We start from the raw sequence: 26304 nt of genomic DNA on the forward strand, positions 1-26304 counted from the left end.
GCTGGCTGATTTAGGCTTCAATCCTCAATCGTAGATAAATCGCCTGCCGGAAGATGCAGCTCCCAGGCCTTCAGGACACGGCGCATAATTTTGCCGGAGCGGGTCTTCGGAAGCTTCTCCTTGAATTCAATCTCGCGCGGCGCAGCATGGGCAGACAGGCCCGCTTTGACAAAAGCAGCAATCTCGTCCTTCAGCTCTGCAGTCGGGGAGTAGCCATCCCGCAGTGAAATGAACGCTTTGATAATCTCTCCGCGCATCACATCCGGCTTGCCGATCACTCCAGCCTCAGCCACCGCCGGGTGTTCAACCAGTTTGCTTTCCACCTCGAACGGACCGATCCGCTCTCCGGAAGAATTGATTACATCATCAATCCTGCCCTGGAACCAGAAGTAACCGTCTTCGTCCATATAAGCAGAATCCCCGGAAATATACCATCCGGCAATCCGGAAGTATTCATCATATTTGGCCTGATTGTTCCATACCTTGCCCATCATCGACGGCCAGGGTGTGCGGATCGCCAGGTTGCCCATCGAATACGGCGGCAGAATATTGCCGTGATCATCCAGGATCGCGGCTTCAATTCCGGGCAGCGGCCGCCCCATGGAGCCGGGCTTGATATCCATCCCCGGATAATTGCAGATCAGCTGCGCACCTGTCTCCGTCATCCACCAGGTGTCATGAATCCGCTGTTGGTAGAATTTATCACCCCAGCGCACGACTTCCGGGTTGAGCGGTTCCCCTACAGACAGAACATGGCGCAGACTGCTCAGATCAATATCCTGAAGGCTTCCTTCCCCTGCGCCCATCAGCATACGGAAAGCCGTAGGCGCGCTGTACCACACCGTTACCCCATAGCGTTCAATGGTCTTATACCAGTCCTGCGGACTGAAGCGGCCTCCCCGGATCACGTTGGCTACTCCGTTTAGCCAGGGAGCGAAGATCCCGTAAGAGGTTCCGGTCACCCAGCCGGGATCTGCCGTACACCAGTACACATCATCCGGACGCAAATCCAGTACAACCTTGCCTGTATAATAATGCTGAATCATTGCCCGCTGCACATGATAGATGCCCTTAGGCTTGCCTGTGGACCCGGAGGTATAATGCATGATCAAGCCATCCTCAAGACTCAGCCATTCCGGTTCCAGCTCTGCTGAAGCTGCAGCCATTTCCTCTTCATAACTCAGGAGCCCCGGATCTTCAGATGCGGAACCTCCGACCAGAATAATGTGGCGCAGCCCCGGAAGCTGGTCGCGCTTCACCCGCTGCAGCAGCTCCGGCGTAGTCACCAGCGCCACCGCTCCGCTATCCTCCAGGCGGTCCTTCACTGCCGTTTCCATGAACGCCTCGAACAGCGGTCCTGCTACGGCTCCCACCTTCAGAATGCCCAGCAGGCTGAAGTACAGCTCCGGCGTGCGCGGCATGAAGATGAATACCCGGTCCCCTTTGCCAATCCCATATTTATGGAGCACATTACCGAACTTGTTCGACCGCTCACGCAAGTCGGCAAAGGTGTACCTCTCCTCGCGCACAGTATCACTATAGATCAAAGCAGTAGATGCTCCCCGCCCTTCCTGCACATGACGGTCTACGGCTTCATGAGCCATATTCACCTTACCTGTCCCATGCCAGGAGAAGCTTCTCTCGACATCCTCCCACCGGAATTCGTCAACAGCCCTTGAATAATCCTTCATATTCGAGTGCTGCACACGGCCCGGCAAAATTTCGCTGTGGACTTGCCCCATTACTCTTGCCTCCCCTACTGGTTTGATTTAAGCTTTAAGGGTAAGAATCTCTTAACTGCAATGATGTCAACGAGCCAAATGTGAATTTTTCGTGTCGGAACCAGTATATCACAGGAAGCGGTTACATTCCATAATATAGTGAACCGGAGGGAGCCCAATCATGGAGCACTGCAAAATCCCCGTGTCCCATACCTTAGAGCATAAAGACAGGCTTATATCCGTTGAAGGACCTTTATCTCCGGATACTCTCAAGCTCCTGGCTATGCACCGCGATCTGGATGCCTTCCGGAAGCCGCAGGAGCAGCTCGAAGCATTGATCGAGATATCAGGACTGCCGGAGGGCCGGGTCGTCGCTGCAGTGGTCTCAGACGTTATAGTAGGGTATGTCACCTTTCATTATCCGGATGAGCTGGAGCTGTGGTCCCAGGGAGGGATGGAAGATCTCATAGAGCTGGGGGCCATCGAAGTCGCGGATGAATACCGGGGATGCGGGCTTGCGAAGCTGCTGGTCTCCAGCGCTTTTGAAAAAGGGCAATTGGAGAACTGCATCGTATTCACTACGGAATATTATTGGCATTGGGATCTGAAGGGCAGCGGCCTCACGGTCTGGGAATACAGGCAGATGATGGAGAAGCTGATGAAGACCGTAGATATGGTGTGGTATGCCACGGATGACCCGGAAATCTGCTCCCATCCGGCCAATTGCCTGATGGTCCGCATGGGCCAGGCTGTTCCGCTGTCCTCCCGCGAGACCTTCGACCGGGTCCGCTTCAGACAGCGGTTCATGTATTGATAGGGCCGGGATTGCATTACGTAGAGCTTACATTGCCTTTAGCATATACTCCAGTATGGCGTGTGAACGTTCCGAAGCAGTCACCGTGAACTCACGGTAATTGACATGGGCCGAACCATCCGCTTTGTCAGACATGGAACGGATGATCACAAACGGCGTCCCGTTCATATTGCAGACCTGGGCGACAGCTGCCCCCTCCATCTCGGCACACGCTCCGTCCAGCTGCTCACGCAGCACGGTAACGGTATCCTTACTTGCAATAAACTGATCTCCGGACAGAACTATCCCTGTCACAGACTTCTGCTTCAGCTCCCGGCACGCCTGCTCCGCCAGCTTCACCAGCTGCGGATCTGCCGGAAATGAAGAGGTCTCCTGGTAGGGAATCACCCCTCTGGCGTAACCAAGCGCTGTCACATCCATATCGTGCTGGATGCACTGCGATGAAATGACAATGTCCCCGATATTCAAATCGGGGTGCACTGCTCCTGCCACACCAGTGAATAGTACCCGCGAGACGCCGAAGCTGTCCAGCAGAATCTGCGTTGTTACTGCAGCATTCACCTTGCCGACCCCCGATTTGCAGAGCACCGCTGTTTTGCCGAATACAGTTCCCGAATGGAAGGTAATCCCCGCCTTCACGGTTGTCTCTCTATTCTCCATTTCCTCAAGCAGCAGCAAAATCTCTTCATCCATTGCGCCAATCAGACCCAGAACTTCACTCATCCTTAACCCTCCCATTTATAACTTCCCTGAAACATAAAAAGCTCCCGAAGGAGCTTTCTACGTACCTTATATTCACTTGTTGAACGGACAAATCTTATTTGTTCACATGGTTGACGGACAGTCGAAGAATGGTTTCATGCGGCAGAATAACCCGCGGGTTCTCCACCGTTTCCTTCTTCATCAGTTTTGTCAGCAGTCTCATCGCTACGGCTCCCAGATCGTACATTGGCTGTGCCACAGTAGTGAGCAAAGGACGAACCATAGATGCCATCCGGATATTATCGACACTGATGATCGAGAAATCGTCTGGAACCTTCAATCCTTCATCCTGAATACTGTGAATTGCCCCAATGGCCATCTCATCGGTTGCTGCAAAAATAGCGGTTGGTTTCTTCTTGAGACCGAGGAAATACTTCATGGCTTCGACACCGGATTCGTAACGATAGTTACCGATGCGGACCAGATCCTCCTGGTACTCAATGCCTGCCGCTTCCAGCGCTTTCTTGTAGCCGTGGAACCGGGCATAGCCGTTCGCGGGATCCTGCAGTGTTCCGCTGATCATTGCAATCTCACGGTGGCCGTGACGGATGAGCGTGTTCACTGCATCAAACGCAGCCGTCTCATGATCGATATCGACGGAAGGGTAGGTGCCCTTCTCATCACGAGTGGCGCAGAGCACAATTGGAACTGCTGAGGTCTGGAAGGCCTGAATATGCTCCTCCGTAACGGTTCCGCCCATGAAGAGCAGCCCGTCCACTTGTTTCTCAAGCAGCGTGTTAATAACACGAATTTCCTTCTCCTTGCGCTTGTCCGCATTACACAAAATGATATTGTAGTGATACATATTGGCAATATCTTCAATCCCGCGTGCAATTTCCGCAAAAATCGAGTTGGAGATATCAGGGATAACAACCCCAACGGTTGTCGTTTTCTTGCTGGCGAGACCTCTCGCCACGGCATTTGGACGATAGCCCAAACGCTCAATCGCTTCAAAAACCTTCTTCCGGGTCTGCGGTTTCACGTTCGGGTTATTATTCACAACCCGTGATACCGTAGCCATAGATACGCCTGCTTCTCGAGCTACATCGTAAATGGTTACCGTCAAATTACTCTCTCCATTGCGATAAATTTTATCGTTCGACTAATTAAAATTATGATACGACACTTTGTACAATTGTGCAATGATAACGCTTCATTTTCCTTTCAAAATTTCTTTCAAAGGATGAAACGCCAGTCCTGGCGCGGCTTTAATGCCTTCCGCCAATTCCTGATACTCCAATAACTCCCAGCCGTAAACCGCTTTAAATTTCAGAAATGCAGCGGCGGATCAAAGCCGATATTGCGCTCCAACCACCGGACAGCTGCAGCAATCCTGTAATCTCTTTCTATCGTATCAAAAAGCGCGTGAAAAATCCAACATTCGTTGAAAGATTTTCATTGATTTTGCAGAAAAATTTTTCAAAACGCCAAAAAACGCCATTTATTTGGCACTTTCTGCCGATTGAGCCGTTAATTGGGACAGTCTAAGTCCAGTTTCACCCATCCATGACCTGTCGGACATATCCACAGCTAAGCGGTAAATGTCCAATAGCAGATCAATCCGCCCCTGAATCGCACTCCGGATGGACTCCTCCAGTTCAGGCAACCCGCCGGCAAATAAACCGGAAGCAAACGTTTCCTTCAGCACACTGGCCCACTCATTGCGCTCTGCAAACGAGAGCTGCTTCCGGACAGGCGGATTAGCAGCAAGCTCACCGATGAGCTTCCCCAGATCCCGTTTGATCACGGGCAAAGGTTCATAGCGGGCACACTGCCTGCAGGTATATACCGGTACATGAGTAATTTTGATCTTTGCACTATAAATCAGCGTATGCATATGTATGGTCATGATCCCGCCGCAGCCGCATGACTTCTTCATTAAATTATCTTTATACATCTCCCACACCTCAGAATGATCTTTTAATAATCCAAGCAGAAACAGCTACGCCGTCCTGGAACAATTATTGCGTGAAGCCTATCCATTATCTTTCAAAAAACACGTAAGGTTACCTGTTCAGATGCTATATTCGACCTTACTCCTGCGAATCCCTGCCGTTTTGCATATAATGATTTAATTGGCAAAATACTTAGACTTTACCATATGAAAAGTGACTTCAACTTTTTCTTTTGATAGAATGGCTTAGAACCGAGATGTTATTAACCGGAAGGAGCTGCATGGAATGAGACTGGCTGGCAAAAAGGTTATAGCGCTTGTAGATGATGAGTTTGAAGATTTGGAGCTCTGGTATCCTGTGTACCGCGTGCGGGAAGAAGGCGCCGAGGTTCATTTGGCCGGACTGGAGAAAAACAAGACCTATGTGGGCAAATACGGCGTACCCGCCACCGCTGAATATTCATGGGATGAACTGAACGCAGCTGATTATGACGGCATCCTGGTACCCGGAGGCTGGGCTCCCGACAAAATCCGCCGCTACAGTGCAGTGCTGAAGCTGGTGCAGGATTTCAACGAAGCCAAGAAGCCGATCGGGCAGATCTGCCATGCCGGCTGGGTCTTGATCTCTGCCAAAATACTGGAAGGTGTAACCGTCACCTCCACTCCAGGCATCCGTGATGATATGGAGAATGCCGGAGCCATCTGGAAGGACGAGCCTGTGGTAACCGACGGACATATCATTTCCGCCCGCCGTCCGCCGGATCTGCCGCCTTACGGCAAGGCTTTCTGCGATGCGCTGGCTGGGGAATAAGCCGTAACCTATTGAAATTAAGTGATACTAATACGTGAAGATACATGAAGAGCCCTGTTCTCCGCTGTAGCGGCGAGCAGGGCTTTTTAAATTCATTGTGTTATTTGCGAAGAGTAAGCTCTGCTGACCCTTTTATCAGATTCGGGTAACTGATGATCTTGAAAGTCAAAGGCTGCGGCAGCTCAGCCGTTCCCAGCTTGTATCCATACTGAATCGGAGGAACCTTCTCATCAGCATGAGCAGGATCAATAGTAGGCACCGCGGAATTATACGTAGCCGTATGCAATTTGCCTGCTCCGTCCTTAAATGTCCGATCCAGAATTACATTTGCAATATAGCCAGCGCTTTTATTGCTGGGTCTTTGGTATTCCATAATCAAGCTATGAGTATTAGACGCAGCGGTTATCCGCAGGCGGTCGTCAGGTCCTTTGATAATTTGCTTCTTATCCGTATCTACTATCAGCTCCTGGGCAGATTCCTCTAGTCCATTGATACCGTCTATTTGCAGCTTCATGGTTCCAGGTGACAATTCACTGCCAGGGAATACGAGATACTGTTTGCCCTCAACATTAATCGATGCTTTTGAATACAATGCAGTGAAATCATTACCGCCTCCAAGCAGAATATGCGGGCTGTTCAGACCGAATATTTCCACGGAATTCTGCGGGCTGTATGCAGTTTCCACATAGATGCCAGTTGCAGCTATATATACGTCTCCGATCTCAACATCCTGGCCAGCGATTTCCATAGTCCGGTTAATGGATACGGTCTCTCCGGACTGTGCAACAGCATTCTGCTCAATGGTGATCGGGACATACACCTCATTGGTTGTCGCAAAGTTCTGTATGCCATCGACCACCCCGCCTACCGGCCCCACCACACTCAGCTTTACCGCCATCCGCTCCGGCAGCTTCGTATAATTGCGGTTCCAAAGTGCTTTTTGGTATCCTCGTGTTACTCCAGATACAGCTTTCGGATTACTGCTGAAGTAAGCCCCTTGTCCTAGTTCTATATCTGCAACCGTAGTCACTGAGAGCGAATAAGCAGATGCACTTAAGTTCTTATTCTCCAGCTTATAGAAAAAGAGGATTCCCATCCGGTCTGCTGCAACGGCTTCCACTGTCAGAACATACCCATCCGTCTCTGCTGTTGCGCCGCTTATCGGCTTAATGAGACCTGCTGCCAATGCTGAATTAACTGTAGAATCACTTCCGGCAACTTTGCTGTAAGCTTCGAACCACTTCATATCCTGCACCGTTACCTGCGGGCTCAAAGCACCACTTCGCGGCTTCAAAGCCTCGCTCCCCCAAGGAAAAACGAACAGCAGCAGAATCGCCAGCATAGCCACCGAACCTAAAACATAACGCGCTTTTAGAGACATATTGAATCTCTTCGACCGGGTTATCCCCTTGCGAATTGCAGCATTCAGCTTCAGCTCAGCAATTTCATCCGCTTCGGCTGACAGACTGAGATAATACTCCTTCAGCAGTGTTTCTTCACTCGTAGCCATCCTATAGTCCCCCTCTAATTCTCATTTTGTCGCGCAGCTGCTTCAGTCCCTTGTTCAGCCAAGTTTTGACCGTCCCTTCAGGCTTGCCCAGCACCTCGGCGATTTCGGTCAGTGTCATATCCCGGTAATACTTCAGTACAAGCACCTGGCGGTATTTCGGCTTGACCCCATTCAGCGCCTGCTCCATATCCAGCTTACGGTCACTGGTCATCTCCTGCAGGCCGCCGCTAACCGGAACCGGACCAGGAGACGCCAGACGTTTCCTCCGCTTCAATTCATCCTTACAGCAGTTGATCAGAATTCTTGTCAGCCAGGGCGCAAACCGGTCCGTATCCTTCAGACTCCCACGCTTGACCCAGGCTCTGTATGTAGTTTCCTGCACCACTTCAAGCGCCTCCGCCTCGCTCCGCAAGTAGCTATAGGCTATGCTGTACAGTATTTTCTTCTGCTCTAGCACCCGGCTGATGAACAGCTGTTCCTGCTCATTTAAGACCCGCATCCGCTCGCCTTCCCAAACATTCTCCATCCCGCATCCTCCCTCTGTTTTTTTTGATTTCTGTATATACTGACTGCGCAGCGCCGCAAACGGTTTTACTTTTTTGGAACAAATAAGATAAACGGGTTAGAAATTCTCTCTTTGAGGAGTCTGTAACAGCTGTGATTCACAGCAAAAAGCCCGGCGTGTATGGGTTGACCACCACGCCGGACTTTATATTAGATAAGCTCATTATGTGTGCCCGTTAATGGTTATGACGTTTTTTCTTTGGAGTCCCCGCCTGCACCCAGCGTAATTCCGCTGCGCCCGGCAAAGGCACTCAGCTGCTCCTCTGTCTCCGAGCTGGTCCGGTTACGGAAGCAGAGCTTGGCAACTTCTCTGGCTTCGGAAGCCAGCGTGTTCAGGGTACGGTGCTTCACCTTAAGCAGCGCCTGAGGCGACATGCTCAGCACACTGATTCCGAGCTCCAGCCAGAGCGGTAATGACCGTTCATCTGCGGCCATCTCACCGCACACACTGACATCGATCCCTACGCTGCGGGCCGCATCTACGGTCATCTTGATCATGCGCAGCACTGCCGGATGGTAGGGATGATACATATGGGCAATCTGCTCATTCATCCGGTCCACAGCGAGTACGTACTGCACCAGATCATTCGTGCCGATACTGAAGAAATCCACTTCCTCCGCCAGCAGATCGGCAATCATAACAGCGGCTGGCACCTCAATCATAATGCCTACAGGCAGCTTGCGGTCATATGGAATCCCCCGGCTGTCAAGCTCGCTTTTCACTTCCTCCAGCACGGCTTTGGCAGCCTGAACCTCTTCTACGGAGGAGATCATCGGGAACATCATCCGGACATTACCGTAATGGCTGGCCCGCAGAATGGCCGTCATCTGAGTCTTGAACATGTCCTTGCGGTCCAGACTGATGCGGATGGCGCGGTAACCGAGGAACGGATTCTGCTCCTCCGGCAGCTGGAAGTAATCCAGATGCTTGTCTCCTCCGATATCAAGGGTGCGGATGACGACAGATTCCTTGCCGACTTTTTCAGCTACAAGCTTATAGACTTCAAACTGTTCATCTTCCGTCGGGAACGTATTACGGTCCATATACAGAAACTCCGTACGGAACAGCCCCACACCTTCGGCTCCATATTTCAGCGCCATATTAAGCTCCTTCACAGAGCTGATATTGCCGGCCAGACGCAGGGATACGCCGTCCTTGGTGAAAGCTTCAACGGTAGCGAGCAGCTCCAGCTGTTCCCGCTTTTTGAGCTGCTTGGCACGTCTGGAGGTGAAATCCCGCACGGTGGACTCATCCGGATGGAGCATCACAGCTCCGGTCTCCCCGTCGAGCACCAGCATGTCCCCGGTCTGAATGGGGGTAATGATTTTGTTCTCCAGGCCCGCGACCAGCGGAATGCCGAGCGCCCGGGCCATGATGGAGGAATGCGAAGTCTTGCCGCCCATCATCGTGACAATGCCCAGCACATAGGCCGGGTTCAAATGCGCCAGCTGGGACGGAGAGAGCTCCTTCGCCACAAGAATATAAGGCTGTGTATCCGACGGAAGGGTAACTTCCGGCGCACCCAGCAGATGCTTCAGCAGACGGTTGCCGACATCCTTGATATCCACCGCCCGCTCCTTCATATACTCATCGTCCAGCAGATCGAACATAGCTACAAAATGGTCAATGGCTTCCTTAACCGCCACCTCAGCCGCTTTATACTGGCGTTCGATAATACCGCGGATTTCGCTCATGAATACAGGGTCGTCCAGGATCGCCAGATGGGCATCAAAAATACTCGATTCCTCCGGCCCGACGACCTCCCGGAATTCTCTTTTGATAAATTCGATCTCATCCTTGGAGGTGCGGATCCCTTCGTATAAACGTTCAAACTCCTTAGCCAGATCCACCGGATTCACCTGAGTGTCCGGCAGACTCCATTCCCAGTTCGGCAAGACAAAGGCCTTCCCGATGGCAACACCTGCTGCGGCGCCTATGCCTTGTATCATGCTTCGATCCCTCCAACATTACTTTCGTGTAGAACAACGGACATGACTGACGACTGCCCCTTTTTAACATTTTTAAATGGAGCGTAGCTCCAGGATTTTACGCGGTCCGGATTGGTAATGACCATAGGAGTAGCGAGTGAAGCGGCATGCTCCTTCAAGAAAGCCAGATCAAATCTGACCAGCAGCTGCCCGGGCTCCACGCTGTCACCCTCCTGTACAAGCGCCTCAAACGGCCCTTTAAGCTGCGAAGTATCAATCCCTATATGCATAAGCACCTCAAGCCCTTCGGGTGTAGAAATGCCCACTGCGTGCATTGTAGGGTATACATGCATCACTTTGCCGAATACGGGCGAGACCAGCTCTCCTTTTTCCGGGAAAAAGGCTACTCCGTCCCCAACCAGCTTCGCGGCGAAAATATGATCCGGCACCTCTTCGATCGGCATCATCCGGCCCTGGATGGGCGAGCTGAACAGCACCTGCGGCAAATCGCGCAGCATCAGCTTGTCAATCTCTTCGCGGATCAGCTCCGAGTATGTACCGAAGACGACCTGCACATTGCCGCCGCCCAGCTTGATAATGCCTGCGGAGCCAAGCCCCTTGAGTGCTCCTGTATCTATCAAACGGTCGTTATGCACAGTTAATCTTAGCCGGGTGATGCAGGCCTGTACCTGTACGATATTCTCTTTGCCGCCCAGCGCCTCCAGAATCAGCGGAGCCTGATACGGTATATTCCCCGCCCAGTCTCCCAGCTCGGACCCTTCTTCGCGGCCCGGTGTAGGAATCTGGAAGCGGCGTATCGCCCAGCGGAACACATTATAGTAGACGATGCCATAGCCGATCCCTATCGGAATCAGCAGCCAGGCCCGCTGGGACAGATGCAGATTGAGGAAGAAATCGATCGCACCTGCTGAATACGAGAACCCGTGATGAATACCAAGTGAGTAGGTCAGTACCATGGCAAGGCCGGACATGACTACATGCAGCGCGAACAAATAGGGTGAAGCGAACAGAAACGCGAACTCAATCTGCTCCGACACCCCGGTCAGAAAGCAGACCAAAGCGGCACGCAAAAAAGTCTTCTTAATCTTCGGCTTGAGGTCCTCGCGCGCTTCCTGAATAATAGCAAAGGCGATCGCCGGCAGGGCAAACATCATGATCGGGAACAGCCCGGCCATGAAGATTCCCGCTGTAGGGTCTCCCGCAAAAAAACGCGGCAAATCCCCTTGCACGACTGCACTTCCATCAGGCGTCGTGAAGGAGCCCAGCTGAAACCAGAATACATTATTGAGAATATGATGCAGGCCAAAGGCCGTCAGCACCCTGTATAATACCCCGTAGACAAATACTCCATATCCGCCGGTAACCTGCACGCCCCTGAAGAGATCATTCAGCAGCTCCTGGAGCAGCGGGGATACGCCAAGCATCACCCAGGCGAACAGTGCGGAGAACAAACCCATAAAGAGCAGTACAAAACGCGACCCTCCAAAAAACTGGATCGCCTCCGGCAGTTTGATATTCTTAAACCGGTTATGCGCTACGCCGGCTACAATCCCGAGGATAATACCAATTAATGTTGCAGGCTGTACAGCCCCGTCTCCCATGTTGGAAACAATCCGGTCATAAGTGAACATCCCTGCGAGCGCCGCCAGTCCGGCCGGTCCGGCCTGATTGGACAATCCCCACGCCACACCGACAGCAAACAAATAAGGCATGAAATAGAATATTCCTTGCCCCGCGTATGTCGTCACTTCGGATACCGAAGAAAGTCCCCATGCAGACCACGGTAAGCTGCCCAGACTCAGCAAGATGGCCGCCGCCGGAAGCACCATGGTAGGAAGCATAATGGCTCTGCCTAACTGCTGCAAAGATCCGAGCCAATTCAAGGTGACCCTCTCCTTTCTTTCTATATTGAATGGTAAGCGCTGCAGCAGTTTTTGTCAAAAGAATACGTGTAAACAAACACAGCAAGGATAGCCTGGCCCGGGGGCGATTACCCGGATATTTTTATCTGACACAAACTATCCTCTGCAATAGAGGTCAGTCACAGGACTCCTGCGACTCCTGCGACTCCTGCGACTGAATAAGTGTAGTTTGTACAACTATATTTGACTAGGAGAACTTATATTTTATTTTAATTGCATTCTGTACAACTATTCAGGTCTAATTCCGCTAAAATCGCAAAAATCGGCTTTTTAATTGTACGAAGTGCAGTTATTCCTGAAAAACCCCCTGTAGAGCGCATTTTAGTTGTACTAAATACACTTATCTCCTATTACACCGGATGGCCTAAAAACTTTAGCAGTAAAAGTAGGAACTTCAGCATTGATCAGCTGTCATTGGCGTAACCTTAATCTTTAACATTACTAGTTGTCACGCAAAGGAAGGGTGTTCTGGATGTTCTGAGTGTTCTGAGTGTTCTGAGTGTTCTGAGTGTTCTCGCTGTTCTCGCTGTTCTCGCTGTTCTGAAGTCACCATAAGATATCGGACCGCATTGTGCTAACCTCGTAGTACCGCACCCGTTCCTTTGAAAATACAGGTTTAAGCAGTCCTTTATCACTCAAGGCAATCAGCAGCTTGCGCGCCGTCCGGAAATTGATGTGTAAATATTCAGTCACATCCTTGGGACGAAGCGGCCGTGCAATCCGCCATGCCAGTCTTAACACATCCATCTCTTCAGAAATCAAATGCTGAGCGGCAGTACTCCGGGCTAAATAAGGTGCCAACGCCAGCTGCAGCAGCATCCGGCATACCTCCGGATGCTGCTGGATATCGTCGAATGAGAAATGCAGCATTTTCCAGCCCATTCCAGTTAAAAAGGTATCCCTGTTAAGTGCATAGCTGAATTTTTCACGGTCCATGTCTTTAACATGACTCTGAAAACCATCGCATTCAATTCCGAAACGGCTGCCGCTTGCAGGCAGAAAAGCAAAATCCAAAAATTGCGACTTGCGGTTCCAGTCATAAACTTCGTATTCGGGATGCAGATGCTCCAGCGACTCAAACAGCGGCCACCATACATTCTGTAAAAACAGTTTCTCCGCATAATTGTGTCCACGCACCAGCCTCCCCGCCGTTCACCAGCTCTTTCATTAGTATGCATCTCAATAAACGTGCAATGTGCCTGTTCAAAGTCCATATGAATGACCTCCTGTAAAATAAAAAAAAACGCCCTTCTCTCCAATGAAATGGAGTAAAGGACGTTCTTCGTCTGCTTCAAGTATAGCAATCGCAATCAATAAAATCTATATTCTGCATGAGCAACATTCGGATTCCAAGGCTTCGCACCGTTCCAGCATTCCGGATTATGAAAACCAGAAGCCGGAGCTTACTCCGGCTCCCCTATGAGCTCCTTCATCCGGCTGCAGTCAAGTACTTATCCCCGGCTCCGGCCCTTCACCGTAATCGCTTCTTCCACCTTGATGCAGCGGTCCATGATGGCGATCATATCGTGGGCAGCGGCGATGTCAGCCGCCTCCTGGCTGATGATACCCTGCTGCAGCCAGAGCACGCGCGCGCCGATATCCGCGGCTTCCTGCGCTACAGCCGCGCAGTATTCACTGCGGCGGAATACATTCACAATATCCACCGGCTCAGGAATTTCCGCCAGCGTATGATAGCATTTCTCACCCAGGATCTCTCCGTCTACCGACGGATTGACCGGAATAATCCGGTACCCCCGGCTCTGCATTGCACCTGCGACCATATAAGAGGTGCGGTCGGTTTTGTCGGATAAGCCGACTACGGCAATATTGCCTGCACCAGCCAGAATATCTCCAATTTCATCCCTGCTTGGATTCTCAAAGCTCATGTGTATTTCCCCTTCCTGTGGTTAGATGTTCGTTATAAATACATCATACAGCGGAGCGTAACAAGTTCCAAATTCACATGACACCCGCAACGGCCGAATCCATTCTTAGACAGGCCGGTTAGAAGCCGGGCGGCTGGAGATGCGGTTCCGTTAGTGCGGCAGAACCCTCAGCTCACCGGACACAGCCAGACCATGTGGACAGAATCCGGACCCCAATAATCCTTAACTATCACATAGGGTTCTCCGAATTTCCGCAGCCACCTGGTTTGTGCACGTCTGTAGCCGCTGTCTAGGCAGAACCGATCAATACCCTGCTCCCGAAGAAATACCATGAGCATTGCAATCAAAGCCGACCCAATCCCTTGCCTCTGATATCCAGGCAAAACATACAGACTGCCCAGCTCGCCTACAGCATCCAGCTGATTTCCGATACAGACCCTGATGTCCTCTCCGCATGGAGCATAAGAAATGGTGCCGACAACCCTACCGTCAATTCTCGCGACCCAGAACCAGATGTCTGAATTCAGCGGATTAAGAGACGCTGCTGCCATTCGTATCTTGGATTCGATCTCCTGCTGGATGTCCCCCTGCAGGTGACCCAGTCCTTCGCTTTCAAACGCATCCATAATCGCAATCTTATAAAGATCCGATACCGGAGAAATATCATCCTCCGTGAGCGGATTGATATTTAACGGACCCACCTTTGTTATTCTACCCATTCCACATTCGCGCCCAGCGAACGCAGGTGATCGAAGTATTGCGGGTACGATTTCGCGACATGATGGGCATCCTTGATCCGCAGCGGCTGACGGGCTCTGAGGCCCACTACAGTAAGCGCCATAATTACACGGTGATCATAATGCGCGTTAATGGTTACGCCGCCTTCAACACCTTCAGGCGTGCCATGTACAATGATCTCATCACGGCGCTCTTCCACCTTCGCTCCGGCACGGGTCAACTCCGCCAGATAGTCGGTAATCCGGTCGCATTCCTTATAGCGCAGATTCTCCACGTTATAGAAGCGTGATGTCCCTTCGGCAAATACGGCTGCCGCCACCATGGCCAGTACAGCATCCGTAGCAGCATCACCATCGAATTCCACCGCCTTCAGAATGCCGTTGCCCTGCACATGTACGGTACCATTCTCATGCGTGAGCGGTACCTCCATCATCCGCAGCACATCAACAATCGCCCGTTCCCCCTGCTTGCTATGCTCGGCCAGACGGTGAATCGTCACATCCGACTTCGTCACTGCTGCGGCAGCAAGTACAGCTGCTGATCCCGGGTAATCACCCTGAACCGTATAAGACTTGGCCGCATAAGCCTGCCTACCCGGCACCTTGAAGGACATGTAATCGTCAGCAGCATGCACAGTAATGCCTGCCTGCTCCATGACTTCAAGTGTCTGTCCGATGACCACTTTGGATTTCAGATCATCCAGTACGATAATTTCACTGTCTTCATCTAACAGCGGCGTGAGGAACAACAGCGCACTAAGATACTGTGAGCTTACAGCACCGGATACGGTAATCCGTCCGCCCTGCGGTTTACCGCCGCGAATAGTGATCGGCAGCCTTCCGTTATTATGTTCCACCTCTACACCTAGCTGGCCCAACGCCTGAATCAGGTCATCATGCGGCCGTTTACCGAGCGAATCCGGATACGTGTTCACGAAAGTGACCTCCGGGCTGAGCGCGGCAACCGCCATCAGGAAGCGCAGCACGGCACCGGCATTCCCGACATTCAGCTCTTTGACATCACGCGGGTGACGCCCGAACCCCTGCACTACAATCTTCTCCTCATCTTCGGTCAGTACAGCCCCGAGATCGGCGATACATCTGCGGATGGCATCGCTGTCCTCGCTGTGCGCGGGATGATAAATCGTGCTGACACCTTCCGAGAGGGCAGCTACCAGCAGGTAGCGTGTTGTGTAATTTTTGGATGACAGAGCTCCGAATTCTCCTTGCAGCGTCGGCGTTGGCCTAACAATAACGTCCATAATCTAAGCGCTCCTTAAAGTAATATAGTTTCTGTATGTACGGCCCCGTTTGACAGGGTAATCCGCAGTTGTGTTATCATTGATACATTCTATTAGGACAGAAAAGAGGGTACAACCATGAATGAAATCCCACAGATTACACCGCAGGAACTGCGTGAGCGAATTGCTTCAGGCGAAGAGCTTGTTCTGATCGACGTCCGCGAAGATGATGAGGTTGCCTTCGGCATGATTCCCGGTGCGCAGCATATCCCGATGGGCCTCATCCCGCAGCAGACTGAAGAGCTTCCGGCTGATACCGAGATCATCTTCATTTGCCGTTCCGGTAACCGCAGCCAGCGTGTCTGCGAATATCTGCAGCAATTCGGCATTAAGGGCTCGAATCTGAGCGGCGGCATGATTGAATGGAATGAAACCGAACAAGCCTAGTCTAAATCACGAACGCAAACATACTTAAAAGCTCAAGCGCGGTAATGCATTAAAATATATTGTGAGACTTCGGCCACATTCAGCTCCGTTGTATCGACCGTGCAGTGCGCGAAACGGTAAGCTTCCCTGCGCTGCTCCATAATAGCGCGGACCCGTTCTGCGGCATTGCCGGCGAGCAGCGGCCGGTTCTCATCCCCGCTGACACGGGCGATAATCGCTTCCTCAGTGGCTGTAAGTGCCACAACAAGCCCCTGCTCAAGCATAACCTCAGCATTACCGGGTGCAAGCACTGCGCCTCCGCCTGTAGAGATAATTCTGCGTTCACCCTGCAGCATCCGCTTCAGTACGGCCGATTCTATCTTCCGGAAGGCCTCTTCGCCGCCTGCGGCAAAAATCTCCGCAATACTCCGGCCTTCACTCTCCGTAATTACTGCATCCAGATCAACCAGTTCATATCCAAGCTCCTCAGCCAGCATAGCGCCTACCGTTGACTTCCCCGTAGCCATCATTCCGACGAGTATAATATTTCTGTTCTCTGTGATATCCCGTATATTCTGCTGCTCTTCCTGATCCCCAGCCATAACTACCTCCAACCGCGACATTTGTCATATCATAACACAGGGTGAAAAGTTTGCACAATGCAGCAGAGGTGCAAAAAAGCCCGAAAGCTCTCCGCAGGAAGCGAAAAGCATTTCGGGCTCTCTATAGCTTAAGCTGGGCGGTTACTGTTACTCAGCCAGCCAGTTGTGGTGGAACACGCCTTCTTTGTCCACGCGTTTGAAGGTGTGGGCGCCGAAATAATCGCGTTGTGCCTGCAGCAGGTTCGCTGGAAGACGTTCTGTACGGTAGCTGTCATAGTAAGCAAGCGCACTGGAGAAGCCGGGAACCGGAATACCCAGAGTTACGGCCGAGGCAATAACTTTGCGCCATGCGGATTGGTAGTTATCCATAACATCCTTGAAGAACGGATCAAGCAGCAGGTTCTTCAGGTCTGCATTATTGGCATAGGCATCCGTGATGTTCTGCAGGAACCGGGAGCGGATAATGCAGCCGCCGCGCCAGATCTTGGCCAGTTCACCATATTTCAGATCCCAGCCGTATTCATCAGAAGCTACACGCAGCTGTGCGAAGCCTTGTGCATACGATACGATTTTGCTGGCGAACAATGCTTTACGCACGTTCTCGATAAATTCAGCCTTGTCACCATCGAAGGCTACAGCAGCAGGACCGCTCAGCACTTTGCTGGCTTCAACGCGTTCTTCCTTCATTGCAGACAAGAAGCGGGAGAATACGGATTCGGTGATCATGGACAGTGGCACGCCGAGATCCAGCGAGCTTTGGCTTGTCCATTTGCCGGTACCCTTTTGTCCGGCAGCATCAAGAATGACGTCTACCATGGGTTTGCCGGTTTCTTCATCATACTGCGCGAAGATATCCTTAGTAATTTCGATCAGGTAGCTGTCCAGCTCGCCGCTGTTCCACTCTGCGAAGGTGTTGTGCAGTTCCTTGGCATCCAGGCCCAGCACATCTTTCAGCAAATGGTACGCTTCGCCGATCAGCTGCATGTCGCCGTACTCAATGCCGTTATGCACCATTTTTACATAGTGCCCGGCACCGTCCGGTCCGATATATGTACAGCAAGGCTCTCCGTCCACTTTGGCAGAAATAGCCGTAAGAATAGGTTCAACCAGCTTATACGCGCTTTCCTGACCTCCAGGCATAATGGAAGGACCTTTCAGTGCGCCTTCTTCGCCGCCGGATACGCCAGTACCTACGAAACGGAAGCCTTTGTCCTCAAGATATTTGCTGCGGCGAACGGTGTCAGGGAAATAAGCGTTACCGCCATCAATAATAATATCGCCTTGATCCAAGAACGGCAGCAGCTGCTCAATGGTAGCATCGGTTGCTTTGCCCGCCTGAACCATAATCAGGATTTTGCGCGGCACTTCCAGGGATTGTACAAACTCCTCAACTGAGAAAGTACCTACCAGGTTCTTGCCTGCTGCTTCTGCGACCAGATCATGTGTCTTCTCCGGGGAACGGTTAAACACGGATACGCTAAAGCCTTTGCTCTCGATGTTAAGAGCCAAATTTTTGCCCATTACCGCCAAGCCAATGACGCCGATTTGTTGTTTTGACATCTGGTTCTCCACCCTTTGCACCCTGTATTTTTTGTGAAATCCATTTCTCGCAGTATAAGAATACCACCCTTTGTCAGAGACAGCAAAGTTCCGCCTGCGAAAGAGAGATCAATTTCATTGACAAAGTCCTAAGAATCAGGGAAATTGCTCACAATGACTATTTTAACGGTTTTGAGCGCAGAAGTGAACCCCTGCACGCAACTTGCATTACAAAGTTCAAGGCACCCCATAGCGGGATGCCTTGAACAGAAGATAATCAATTCAATTTCACCATTCAAGCGCGGCAAGCTCCCTGGTCAGAATGTTCAGCCTGGCGGTGCAAGCCTCCACTCCGGCAGAATCCTTATTGCGCATGGCTTCACTCAGCCGGTCCAGCTGCTCATCAACCTCCAGCCGGCGGTCACGGATCCGCTCCTCGCCTTCAATAGAGTAGAACAGCTTCGTCAGTTCCTGGTCGGATAGCAGCGGACCCTTCTGGTACAGGACTCGTTGCTGATATCCGGAAATCTCCACCAGGCGGATCACTTCGCCGAATAGAATATTCTCAATAATAATCTGGCGGTCGCGGAAACGTTTGACTACGGCATGGCCGCGCATATCACCAATCAGCTTCTCCATCCATTCAGCCAGGCGCGCATCACGGATCATATAATCTCCCACCAGCTTGAAGCCATCCTTAATCCGCTGGAAGCGCAGCTTCACAAGCTTGCGTCCGGTGCGCACCGAAATAAGAAAAACATTCTCATTCTCACTCCAGTAAAGGGAATAGCCTTCCTTTATCAGATCCTTAATCAAGTCCTGGATATGTTGTCTGTCAAACCGGAGCTCCAGATTGCAGTACTCCACTTCGTCATTTTTGTTCACGGCACTCCCCCCTAACTGCTTGGTTACAGCATAGCCAGTTTCATGGCCTAACTTAAGAAGTAGAACTGACTGCCGGACCTCCACATACGCACCATCATTTTGCATTCGTCTTACACTTATTTTATACTTCATTTTATGTAGCGGTAACTTGGTTTATTGACTATTTTTACCCGCTTTGCGCCTTTTCCAAACGCCAGACCCTACTTTTGACGTCATTCCCTGATCAATTGGCAAAACAAACTCTATAAAAGCCGCAGGCAGCCGGGTTTACCGGTCTGTCTGCGGCTTTAGTGTTTCCTAATACTTTAATAAAAACAGCACTTAATGCGCTCTGCCTTGCTTCAGCTTCGTCCGGTGGACAATCAGCAGATGCAGGCCGAAGAGCAGGACCATTACACCTGCACTGGCCAGAAAAGGCGCACTATGGCTGACGGAATCCCATAGCTTGCCGGACAACACGGGACCTGCGACCATTCCTGAGCCCTGCAGCGTCAGGAACAGGCCCCAGACCGTCCCACGCTCACCCTTGGGAACCTGCTTGGCCAGGAAGGCATTCCATGCCGGCAGAATAAGCGCATAGCTTATTCCGACCATCGCCACGGCAACGAAGGCCAGCGGCAGCCAGCGGACCTGCGAGAAGAATGCCAGGGAACAGGCTGCCAGCAGGAAGCCAATGTTGAGGAAGACCGATGTCCCGATCTTATCAACCAGCTTGCCCGCCGGAATCAGCGCCAGCACGGTGATGCCTCCACCGGCAATCAGCAGCAGGCTGAACTGGTTAGGCGTCACATGCAGCTCGGAGCGGGCGAACAAAGTGACCACAGGGGTCATGAGCCCGATGGCAAAAGCCTGCAGGAACAGCGCCGGGAAGAGCAGCCGGCTTACCTTCAGGGAAGTTCTGACCTGATGCCAGGTCCGCTTCAGGCTCTGCAGCGGCCGCAGCGGCGTACGTGGCGCACCCGCTCCATCAGCATTCATCTCACGGACTACATGAGGCGCATGACCGCCAATCCGGGACGGCAGCAGCAGCGCTACAGCCACAACAGCAGCGGCGAAGCCCATCAGCACCAGAAAGACTGTACGGTAGCTCTGTCCGCCATGGTCCATCATGAAATTGACGATGATCGGGCCGATCCCGGTGCCGGCTAGCGACGCCATCTCCACAGCGCCCATCGCCGCCCCGCTGCTGCCGCTTTCCGTAGAACCGGCAAGTTCAGTAATCCCTGTCATTGTACAAGGCCATAGCGGCGAAGTCCCTATGCCCAGGACTAGACAGGCAATAGACAATGTGGTTGCATCTTTGGCATAGATGATCAGCCCGACAGCCACCAGAATCAGCAGCAGTGCACCTGTCATCGTCCAGCGGTAGCCTATCCGCTCCATCACCCAGCCGAACGGGCTGCGGAACAGATTATCTCCCAGATACTGCAGGGCAAAGGCGAAGCCGACCACCGTCACCGACAGGCCCAGAATATTCTCCATATAGACTGGCAGCAGGGCTACCAGCAGCGATCCTTTTACGAATTCGACCAGAAAAATAATGACCCACATCTCCACAATGAACGGTGAGGCCAAATTGATATGCATACGCTGCGCTACTTTGCCAGACATTTCATCACATCCTAGTATTATGTTGATTGATTTGTTATACTGATGCTTGCTTGAAAAAAACTAATCTTCGCGAAAGGTTGTGACAGCATTAAATGGATCAACATGTAACTCCCCTCTTCACAGCTCTCAAAAAGCATGCCGCCGGAAACCCAGTTCAATTTCATATTCCGGGACATAAGAAGGGGCTAGGGACCGATGCCGAATTCCGTGAGTTTATCGGCGATAACGCTCTATCCATAGATTTGATCAATATTGCACCGCTTGATGATCTTCATCAGCCCACCGGGGTTATTCTTGAAGCTCAAAAGCTGGCTGCAGAGGCCTTCGGCGCCGATTACACGTATTTCAGTGTACAAGGCACGAGCAATGCCATCATGACTATGATCCTCTCTGTCTGCTCAGAAGGAGATAAAATTATTGTGCCGCGCAATATTCACAAATCCGTGATGTCGGCCATTATTTTCTCCGGAGCCAAGCCTATTTTTGTCTCTCCTGTACAGGATGAGAATCTTGGGATAGACCACGGCATAACCACAAGCTCGCTCGAACGGGCTTTGAGGCGCCATCCGGATGCCAAAGGTGTCCTCGTTATCAATCCGACGTATTTTGGCGTGTGCGCCGACCTGCGTTCGATTGTCGACCTGGCCCACAGTTACGGGGTTCCCGTACTTGTGGACGAGGCACATGGAGTATTGATTCATTTTCATGAGGAGTTACCGGTATCGGCCATGCAGGCCGGTGCGGATATGGCAGCAACCAGCGTGCATAAACTGGGCGGCTCCATGACGCAGAGCTCGGTACTGAATCTCAATGCCAAGACAGGTCTTGTTAACCCTCAGCGGGTACAAACCATTCTCAGCATGCTGACCACAACTTCAACTTCATATATTCTGCTTGCTTCTCTGGATACCTCCAGACGCAATCTGGCGCTAAACGGGCATGAGATGGCCTCAAGAACCATCGCCTTATCCAACTATGCCCGGGACACTATTAACAGCATTGAAGGCTTGTACAGCTTCGGTAAAGAAATTCTCGGTACAGAGGCAACCTTTAATCTCGACCCGACTAAGCTTAACATTCACGTCCGCCATCTGGGCATTACCGGATACGAAACCGAGAACTGGCTGCGTCAGAAGTATAACATCGAAGTAGAACTCAGCGACATGTATAATATTCTTTGCCTGATTACCCCTGGAGATACCCAGGAATCGGTAGATAAGTTGTTAGCCGCTCTGCGCGTGCTCTCAGCGATCCATTACAGCAAAGGTGAGATCTATGAGATGAAGGTGCAGGTGCCGAATATTCCGCAGCTGGCCCTGATTCCGAGAGATGCCTTCTACGCCGATACACAGCTGGTTCCCTTCCGGGAGTCTGCAGGCTACATTATTGCAGAATTCATCTATGTTTATCCGCCGGGCATCCCGATTCTTCTCCCTGGTGAAGTTATTACCCAAGATAACATTGACTATATCATCGACCATGTGGAAATCGGCCTGCCGGTCAAAGGCCCTGAGGACCGCAGCATCACCAACATCAAAGTAATTGTAGAGGCTGAGCCGATTTCTTAATCGGCTCAGGCCCTGCAGCAATACAAAACCCCGATACTGTTACAGTATCGGGGTTTTGTATTAGGCGATGCTGTCTTGTCCAAGACAGCAAGCCTAAGTACTTGATTCACTGAAATCTATTCTTGCTGGGCCAGCAGCTCGTTGTAAGCTTCTTCAACAGCTTTCCATTCAGCTTCATCTTCAATGTTGTAGAGTACCATTTCTTCGTCTTCTTCTTCCATACGCAGAATGATGCCGTCTGCTTCAGGGTTTTCGCGCTCGAGCAGCAGTGCGTATAACTTCTCGCCTACGTCAAACGTTTCTACCAGCACCATCTCTACATCTTCGCCCTGCTCGTTCGTCAAGGTCAGCACAAACTCCTCGTGCTCATGGTCGTGATCATGTCCGCAACCGCATGCTTCACCATGTTCATGGCCATGCTCATGTTTGTGATCGCTCATTGAAATACCTCACTTTAAATTGAATTATCCTACATTTGGTATCGTAACACGTAAGATAAGTTCAGGTCAATTTGCAGACCCCGGTTAATTCTTGGCCGAAGCCGTAACTACCTTTTCTGACACAAGAACGTAATCTCCGCTCTTGGATGACTTGATGAAGAACCCAACACTGTATTTGCCGGATTCTTTGAAATCATAGGTGAATTCCGGGGTGGAGAACCAGAAGTCCTCATTCTTCGAGCCGCCGGCATCCTCCAGAATATCCTTCACATTCCCTGACGGATCGGTGATTGCCACCTTCACAGCTGAGACGCTGTCCTTCAGGCTGTCAACCTGGGTAAGGATCTTCATCTTCAGCTTGCCTGTGTTTACATTGCCGAATACCGTATCGCCCTTGAACAGCACAATATGCACATTAGGCTTGAGGATCGTCACTTTGCCTGAACCGTCCCAGCTGACGACACCTCCCGCTTCTCTCGCAGGGATATAGGCCTTGCCGTCAATCAAATAGCCTCCATCGGCTATTTCCTTTCCATTGCTCCACACTTTGATTTTCTGGTTTACAGCGTCAGCGAACAAATATGAGCTTCCCATCATGGAAAACACAACCACGCATAGAGCAATTTTTCTCCATCTCATTGTAGAGCCCCTCCAAATAATTCATGCTGTTAATGTATACTACCAACCCTTCTACAAGTTGCGCAGAATTCAGGGAATTATTTCTTTTTGCAGTAGAAAAGAAAAACACACCATTATGCAACCGGTTTCGGCGTGCAATCTAAGAAATACCGGGGAGATATGCCCACTCCGCAACACAAAAAAGCCGGACATTAGCATCAAAATAGACGCTTGTCCGGCCGTTTCATCGTTTCATCCTGTTATCTATGCCTGGTTAAAATTGCGGAAGCTGATCCAGATTGTTGGTAGGATCCCCATCTGCATCGCCGCGAATATACATTTCGCCGTCTTTCCCTTTGAATGCGTTGACTCCGGCAATACTCCCGGACTGAACCTCCTGAAGTGCCTGCTGATAATCCAGCACACGGCCGGAAGAGGTCTGGAACTTGGTCAGATCACCATCACCGTTTCTTTGGGCTGCAATAAAGCGTTCACGTTCGTTGTTCATCACTTAGGATCTTCTCCTTCGCGCCTGGGATTAGCCATCAATCTGGCTCACAGATAGCTTGTCCATAGAATCGAAAGAGTATATACCCGGGCTGATTACAGCGTTTTCTGCATTCTCACGTGAAGAATACCGGCATCATAGAAGGGCTCCGGGGAAATTACTTCATAGCCCAGTTTGCTGTAAAAGGCTTCTGCATGACACTGGGCGTCGAGAATGGAGGCTACCAGGCCGAGTTCACGGGCATGCCCCTCCATAGCGAGCAGCAAAATCCGTCCGAAACCCTTGGACCGGTAATGCTCGTGAACAGCAATCCGCTGCATTTTAGCGGTCTGTGCCTTGTAATAAATCAGTCTTCCGGTAGCTGCCGGCTCCCCGTTCTCCTTAAGCAGGAAATGATGCGCATTGTCACCGATCACATCATATTCATCAATCTCCTCTTCGGCCGGTACCTTCTGTTCCTCCACAAATACCTTATTGCGGATCGCAAGCGCCATCTGGAGCTGCTCCTCTGTATTGACATGTACGATTTCCACTGCCATTCTCCTCTAGCCCCTCTCTGTAGGTCCAATCAACATTGAGCCATTATACAGAATTTTTAATATCCTGTATAGAGCCTCAGGTCTTCAGGGATAGGGAAGACGGATAAGCCGCGTCCGCCGGACTATTGAATGGAATACACCTCTTCCGGAATCGAACGGTCGTACACATCCTGCATAACCGGTGATATTAGACCATCGGGTGTATCCAGTCTGCCATCCAGCCCGCTCATCTTATGAACCCCCGTATATCCGGGAGCCTCACCGCCAGCCGCACATCCGGCCGTCCCCAGCATCACACACACTCCAATGACCCCGCTCCACACCAATGACTTGCGCATAGTTGTCCCCCTGTTCTTCTTGATTCTATACAGCTTTGACGAATCAGGGGCTTCATAAACGAATCCTTACAGATTTACATTGCCAACGATATGCACAAGGTACATCATGACGCCGAGAAAGCCTGCGAGTACAAAATAAGCAATACCATATCTCCAGCGTGACGCGGCCGGCACATCATAATATTTATCATTATCAAACACTGTAAAACTGACCTCACACTGCATCTTCAGCTGCAGCTTAGTATCTACATACAGCTGGTCGAGCTGCACGATCCGGACTTTGCTGACAATCGACTGTACTGGCATAGTCGTTGTACCGTAGTAGTCCAGATTGTCCCAGCGGACACCAAGATATTGCTGGCGGTTCAAATCACTGTAGGTGGTAAAAGGCAGTTCCCTTTTGTGCTCAGGTCCGGGAATCAGATACCCTTGATCCTGCAAATCTTCAATCGGTATCAGGAAGCTCTTCAATACGGCATGCATCTGATTCTTCGTGCGCCGGCTGATATATTTCTTGTACATGTCATAGGCAAATAACAGCCAGATAATACCGAACAGAATAGATTTCAGATAGATGATCACTGCCAGACCTCCAACCAGACCCACCAGCCATAACCACCGGGTAACCGCAGTGGCAATTCTTCCCCCATCCAGCGGATGAATCGGCAGCAGGTTGATCAGGTTAATAAAAAATCCGACATAAGCCAGTGAATACAGCAGCGGGCTGTGATAATAATAAGCTGCTCCGAAGACGGCGGCAGCGCCAATGCTCCCCAGAATGGGGCCTCCAAAAGCAACGTAGGCTTCCTCTCTGGCATCCAGCGGTTGTTTTTTCATCGTAATGAGTGCTCCCATAAAAGGAATAAACAGCGGTGCGCTCACCGGCAGTCCGATCCGTTTGGCTGCTATAACATGGCCGATTTCATGAACGAATAATAAAGCAACAAAGCCTGCTGCAAATCCCCATGGATAAATCAATGCATACGCCCAGATGGATACCGCCATAGATATCAGCGGACCCGCTATCTTTCCCAGCTTAAGCAGAGACAGAATAGTTTTGCCCTTCAGCAGCAGCAGGACCCCTACGCTACCAAGCCATCCCATTATGCCTGAGCTTTTCTTTTCCTGCTTTTTTTCCGGCAAAATTCTCATTCTCCTTTATCTCTATATCCGGTGTTGACATAAGCCATCACCTGCATATATGATATCCAGTAATTAGCATAACCACAATAGCTATGAAGAGAAAGAGTACCTTGGCAATTCTTTCACAGAGAGCTCCGGCCGCTGAAAAGGAGCAAAGAAAACCCACGGGAATATGGTCTCAGAGCTGCGCATCGAAGCCCGCATAACGGGAAGTAGGCTGCGCCGGAACCCGCATCCGTTACCATGCTAGGGTATACCCGCAAGCTTATGCGGAC

At 51.1% G+C, this 26304-nt stretch carries 25 protein-coding genes, 1 pseudogene and 1 other annotated feature (1 of these 27 cut by a window edge); of the genes and pseudogenes, 4 read left to right on the forward strand and 22 right to left on the reverse strand.

Annotated features, from left to right (window positions below; all coding sequences use genetic code 11):
* Nucleotides 1–17: 17 nt before the first annotated feature.
* The gene (gene acsA / locus GC101_RS05650; RefSeq protein ID WP_171716457.1) at nt 18–1742 is read right to left on the reverse strand and encodes an acetate--CoA ligase; all 1725 of its coding nucleotides are present in this window, start codon (nt 1740–1742) and stop codon (nt 18–20) included.
* 160 nt (nt 1743–1902) lie between these two features.
* Between acsA and GC101_RS05655 the strand changes: the two genes are divergently transcribed.
* Nucleotides 1903–2535 (forward strand): GNAT family N-acetyltransferase, encoded by a 633-nt coding sequence (locus tag GC101_RS05655; RefSeq protein ID WP_171716458.1) that lies wholly within the window; start codon nt 1903–1905, stop codon nt 2533–2535.
* 27 nt (nt 2536–2562) lie between these two features.
* Here GC101_RS05655 and GC101_RS05660 read toward each other — a convergent pair whose 3' ends face one another.
* The 3 genes from GC101_RS05660 to GC101_RS05670 form a co-directional block, all read right to left on the reverse strand.
* Nucleotides 2563–3258 carry a 5'-methylthioadenosine/adenosylhomocysteine nucleosidase gene (locus GC101_RS05660; protein WP_171716459.1) on the reverse strand — a complete coding sequence of 232 codons (696 nt, stop codon included), beginning with the start codon at nt 3256–3258 and terminating at the stop codon, nt 2563–2565.
* A 94-nt stretch (nt 3259–3352) separates the two neighbouring features.
* Nucleotides 3353–4363: a catabolite control protein A gene (gene ccpA / locus GC101_RS05665; RefSeq protein WP_036695017.1), complete on the reverse strand. Its 1011-nt coding sequence runs from the start codon at nt 4361–4363 to the stop codon at nt 3353–3355.
* A gap of 375 nt (nt 4364–4738) precedes the next feature.
* Nucleotides 4739–5194, reverse strand: a complete 456-nt coding sequence (locus tag GC101_RS05670) for a hypothetical protein (RefSeq protein WP_171716460.1) — start codon at nt 5192–5194, stop codon at nt 4739–4741.
* 283 nt (nt 5195–5477) lie between these two features.
* Between GC101_RS05670 and GC101_RS05675 the strand changes: the two genes are divergently transcribed.
* Nucleotides 5478–6002, forward strand: a complete 525-nt coding sequence (locus tag GC101_RS05675) for a type 1 glutamine amidotransferase domain-containing protein (RefSeq protein ID WP_039297933.1) — start codon at nt 5478–5480, stop codon at nt 6000–6002.
* A 100-nt stretch (nt 6003–6102) separates the two neighbouring features.
* On the opposite strand, the gene GC101_RS05680 is transcribed toward GC101_RS05675, so the two are convergent.
* The 8 genes and pseudogenes from GC101_RS05680 to aroA all read right to left on the reverse strand — a co-directional run bounded on the left by GC101_RS05680 (nt 6103) and on the right by aroA (nt 15833).
* Nucleotides 6103–7512, reverse strand: coding sequence for a hypothetical protein (locus GC101_RS05680; protein WP_171716461.1), 1410 nt, complete (start codon nt 7510–7512; stop codon nt 6103–6105).
* A gap of 1 nt (nt 7513) precedes the next feature.
* On the reverse strand, nt 7514–8038 hold the full coding sequence (locus GC101_RS05685) for a sigma-70 family RNA polymerase sigma factor (protein ID WP_171716462.1): 525 nt from the start codon (nt 8036–8038) through the stop codon (nt 7514–7516).
* Between the two features lie 221 nt (nt 8039–8259).
* Entirely contained in the window at nt 8260–10026 is a 1767-nt protein-coding gene (gene ptsP, locus GC101_RS05690; protein ID WP_042136523.1) for a phosphoenolpyruvate--protein phosphotransferase, read from the reverse strand.
* A complete protein-coding gene (locus GC101_RS05695; RefSeq protein ID WP_171716463.1) occupies nt 10023–11909 on the reverse strand; it encodes a glucose PTS transporter subunit IIA in 1887 nt (628 codons plus the stop codon). Before GC101_RS05695 ends, ptsP begins: the two co-directional genes overlap by 4 nt.
* 585 nt (nt 11910–12494) lie before the next feature.
* Nucleotides 12495–13162: pseudogene (locus GC101_RS05700) on the reverse strand (hypothetical protein).
* Nucleotides 13163–13399: 237 nt separating this feature from the next.
* Nucleotides 13400–13834 carry a CoA-binding protein gene (locus tag GC101_RS05705; RefSeq protein ID WP_042212815.1) on the reverse strand — a complete coding sequence of 145 codons (435 nt, stop codon included), beginning with the start codon at nt 13832–13834 and terminating at the stop codon, nt 13400–13402.
* 167 nt (nt 13835–14001) lie between these two features.
* Entirely contained in the window at nt 14002–14553 is a 552-nt protein-coding gene (locus tag GC101_RS05710; protein ID WP_171716464.1) for a GNAT family N-acetyltransferase, read from the reverse strand.
* A complete protein-coding gene (gene aroA, locus GC101_RS05715) occupies nt 14541–15833 on the reverse strand; it encodes a 3-phosphoshikimate 1-carboxyvinyltransferase (RefSeq protein WP_171716465.1) in 1293 nt (430 codons plus the stop codon). Before aroA ends, GC101_RS05710 begins: the two co-directional genes overlap by 13 nt.
* A gap of 117 nt (nt 15834–15950) precedes the next feature.
* Between aroA and GC101_RS05720 the strand changes: the two genes are divergently transcribed.
* On the forward strand, nt 15951–16259 hold the full coding sequence (locus GC101_RS05720) for a rhodanese-like domain-containing protein (RefSeq protein ID WP_171716466.1): 309 nt from the start codon (nt 15951–15953) through the stop codon (nt 16257–16259).
* Nucleotides 16260–16291: 32 nt separating this feature from the next.
* Here GC101_RS05720 and GC101_RS05725 read toward each other — a convergent pair whose 3' ends face one another.
* The 4 genes from GC101_RS05725 to GC101_RS05740 form a co-directional block, all read right to left on the reverse strand.
* Nucleotides 16292–16840: a shikimate kinase gene (locus tag GC101_RS05725; RefSeq protein WP_171716467.1), complete on the reverse strand. Its 549-nt coding sequence runs from the start codon at nt 16838–16840 to the stop codon at nt 16292–16294.
* Between the two features lie 147 nt (nt 16841–16987).
* Nucleotides 16988–18400, reverse strand: a complete 1413-nt coding sequence (gndA, locus tag GC101_RS05730; protein ID WP_039297916.1) for an NADP-dependent phosphogluconate dehydrogenase — start codon at nt 18398–18400, stop codon at nt 16988–16990.
* A gap of 267 nt (nt 18401–18667) precedes the next feature.
* On the reverse strand, nt 18668–19264 hold the full coding sequence (locus GC101_RS05735) for a hypothetical protein (RefSeq protein WP_171716468.1): 597 nt from the start codon (nt 19262–19264) through the stop codon (nt 18668–18670).
* 321 nt (nt 19265–19585) lie between these two features.
* A complete protein-coding gene (locus GC101_RS05740) occupies nt 19586–20875 on the reverse strand; it encodes an MFS transporter (protein ID WP_171716469.1) in 1290 nt (429 codons plus the stop codon).
* Between the two features lie 92 nt (nt 20876–20967).
* Between GC101_RS05740 and GC101_RS05745 the strand changes: the two genes are divergently transcribed.
* The gene (locus GC101_RS05745; RefSeq protein WP_171716470.1) at nt 20968–22443 is read left to right on the forward strand and encodes an aminotransferase class I/II-fold pyridoxal phosphate-dependent enzyme; all 1476 of its coding nucleotides are present in this window, start codon (nt 20968–20970) and stop codon (nt 22441–22443) included.
* A gap of 116 nt (nt 22444–22559) precedes the next feature.
* Here GC101_RS05745 and GC101_RS05750 read toward each other — a convergent pair whose 3' ends face one another.
* From GC101_RS05750 to GC101_RS05775, 6 genes are all read right to left on the reverse strand, one after another.
* Nucleotides 22560–22883 carry a DUF1292 domain-containing protein gene (locus tag GC101_RS05750; RefSeq protein ID WP_019911532.1) on the reverse strand — a complete coding sequence of 108 codons (324 nt, stop codon included), beginning with the start codon at nt 22881–22883 and terminating at the stop codon, nt 22560–22562.
* An 84-nt stretch (nt 22884–22967) separates the two neighbouring features.
* Entirely contained in the window at nt 22968–23522 is a 555-nt protein-coding gene (locus GC101_RS05755) for a hypothetical protein (protein WP_039297906.1), read from the reverse strand.
* Nucleotides 23523–23775: 253 nt separating this feature from the next.
* A complete protein-coding gene (locus tag GC101_RS05760) occupies nt 23776–24012 on the reverse strand; it encodes a DUF3892 domain-containing protein (RefSeq protein ID WP_039297904.1) in 237 nt (78 codons plus the stop codon).
* A gap of 92 nt (nt 24013–24104) precedes the next feature.
* Entirely contained in the window at nt 24105–24548 is a 444-nt protein-coding gene (locus GC101_RS05765; RefSeq protein ID WP_171716471.1) for a GNAT family N-acetyltransferase, read from the reverse strand.
* A 122-nt stretch (nt 24549–24670) separates the two neighbouring features.
* On the reverse strand, nt 24671–24886 hold the full coding sequence (locus GC101_RS05770; RefSeq protein WP_171716472.1) for a hypothetical protein: 216 nt from the start codon (nt 24884–24886) through the stop codon (nt 24671–24673).
* A 66-nt stretch (nt 24887–24952) separates the two neighbouring features.
* The gene (locus GC101_RS05775) at nt 24953–26038 is read right to left on the reverse strand and encodes a site-2 protease family protein (RefSeq protein WP_171716473.1); all 1086 of its coding nucleotides are present in this window, start codon (nt 26036–26038) and stop codon (nt 24953–24955) included.
* A 74-nt stretch (nt 26039–26112) separates the two neighbouring features.
* Nucleotides 26113–26304: a binding site (T-box leader), on the forward strand; it runs 77 nt beyond the window's last position.

Origin of the sequence: Paenibacillus phytohabitans (assembly GCF_013141775.1) — a bacterium.
Classification (GTDB): Bacteria; Bacillota; Bacilli; order Paenibacillales; family Paenibacillaceae; genus Paenibacillus_AQ; species Paenibacillus_AQ phytohabitans.

Excerpts from the sequence above, each read along its gene's own strand:
- acsA (WP_171716457.1), bottom strand. The coding sequence starts at position 1,742 with ATGGGGCAAGTCCACAGCGAAATTTTGCCGGGCCGTGTGCAGCACTCG.
- GC101_RS05655 (WP_171716458.1), top strand. The coding sequence starts at position 1,903 with ATGGAGCACTGCAAAATCCCCGTGTCCCATACCTTAGAGCATAAAGAC.
- GC101_RS05660 (WP_171716459.1), bottom strand. The coding sequence starts at position 3,258 with ATGAGTGAAGTTCTGGGTCTGATTGGCGCAATGGATGAAGAGATTTTG.
- GC101_RS05670 (WP_171716460.1), bottom strand. The coding sequence starts at position 5,194 with ATGTATAAAGATAATTTAATGAAGAAGTCATGCGGCTGCGGCGGGATC.
- GC101_RS05675 (WP_039297933.1), top strand. The coding sequence starts at position 5,478 with ATGAGACTGGCTGGCAAAAAGGTTATAGCGCTTGTAGATGATGAGTTT.
- GC101_RS05680 (WP_171716461.1), bottom strand. The coding sequence starts at position 7,512 with ATGGCTACGAGTGAAGAAACACTGCTGAAGGAGTATTATCTCAGTCTG.
- GC101_RS05685 (WP_171716462.1), bottom strand. The coding sequence starts at position 8,038 with ATGGAGAATGTTTGGGAAGGCGAGCGGATGCGGGTCTTAAATGAGCAG.
- ptsP (WP_042136523.1), bottom strand. The coding sequence starts at position 10,026 with ATGATACAAGGCATAGGCGCCGCAGCAGGTGTTGCCATCGGGAAGGCC.
- GC101_RS05705 (WP_042212815.1), bottom strand. The coding sequence starts at position 13,834 with ATGAGCTTTGAGAATCCAAGCAGGGATGAAATTGGAGATATTCTGGCT.
- GC101_RS05710 (WP_171716464.1), bottom strand. The coding sequence starts at position 14,553 with ATGGGTAGAATAACAAAGGTGGGTCCGTTAAATATCAATCCGCTCACG.
- aroA (WP_171716465.1), bottom strand. The coding sequence starts at position 15,833 with ATGGACGTTATTGTTAGGCCAACGCCGACGCTGCAAGGAGAATTCGGA.
- GC101_RS05720 (WP_171716466.1), top strand. The coding sequence starts at position 15,951 with ATGAATGAAATCCCACAGATTACACCGCAGGAACTGCGTGAGCGAATT.
- GC101_RS05725 (WP_171716467.1), bottom strand. The coding sequence starts at position 16,840 with ATGGCTGGGGATCAGGAAGAGCAGCAGAATATACGGGATATCACAGAG.
- gndA (WP_039297916.1), bottom strand. The coding sequence starts at position 18,400 with ATGTCAAAACAACAAATCGGCGTCATTGGCTTGGCGGTAATGGGCAAA.
- GC101_RS05740 (WP_171716469.1), bottom strand. The coding sequence starts at position 20,875 with ATGTCTGGCAAAGTAGCGCAGCGTATGCATATCAATTTGGCCTCACCG.
- GC101_RS05745 (WP_171716470.1), top strand. The coding sequence starts at position 20,968 with ATGGATCAACATGTAACTCCCCTCTTCACAGCTCTCAAAAAGCATGCC.
- GC101_RS05750 (WP_019911532.1), bottom strand. The coding sequence starts at position 22,883 with ATGAGCGATCACAAACATGAGCATGGCCATGAACATGGTGAAGCATGC.
- GC101_RS05755 (WP_039297906.1), bottom strand. The coding sequence starts at position 23,522 with ATGAGATGGAGAAAAATTGCTCTATGCGTGGTTGTGTTTTCCATGATG.
- GC101_RS05765 (WP_171716471.1), bottom strand. The coding sequence starts at position 24,548 with ATGGCAGTGGAAATCGTACATGTCAATACAGAGGAGCAGCTCCAGATG.
- GC101_RS05770 (WP_171716472.1), bottom strand. The coding sequence starts at position 24,886 with ATGCGCAAGTCATTGGTGTGGAGCGGGGTCATTGGAGTGTGTGTGATG.
- GC101_RS05775 (WP_171716473.1), bottom strand. The coding sequence starts at position 26,038 with ATGAGAATTTTGCCGGAAAAAAAGCAGGAAAAGAAAAGCTCAGGCATA.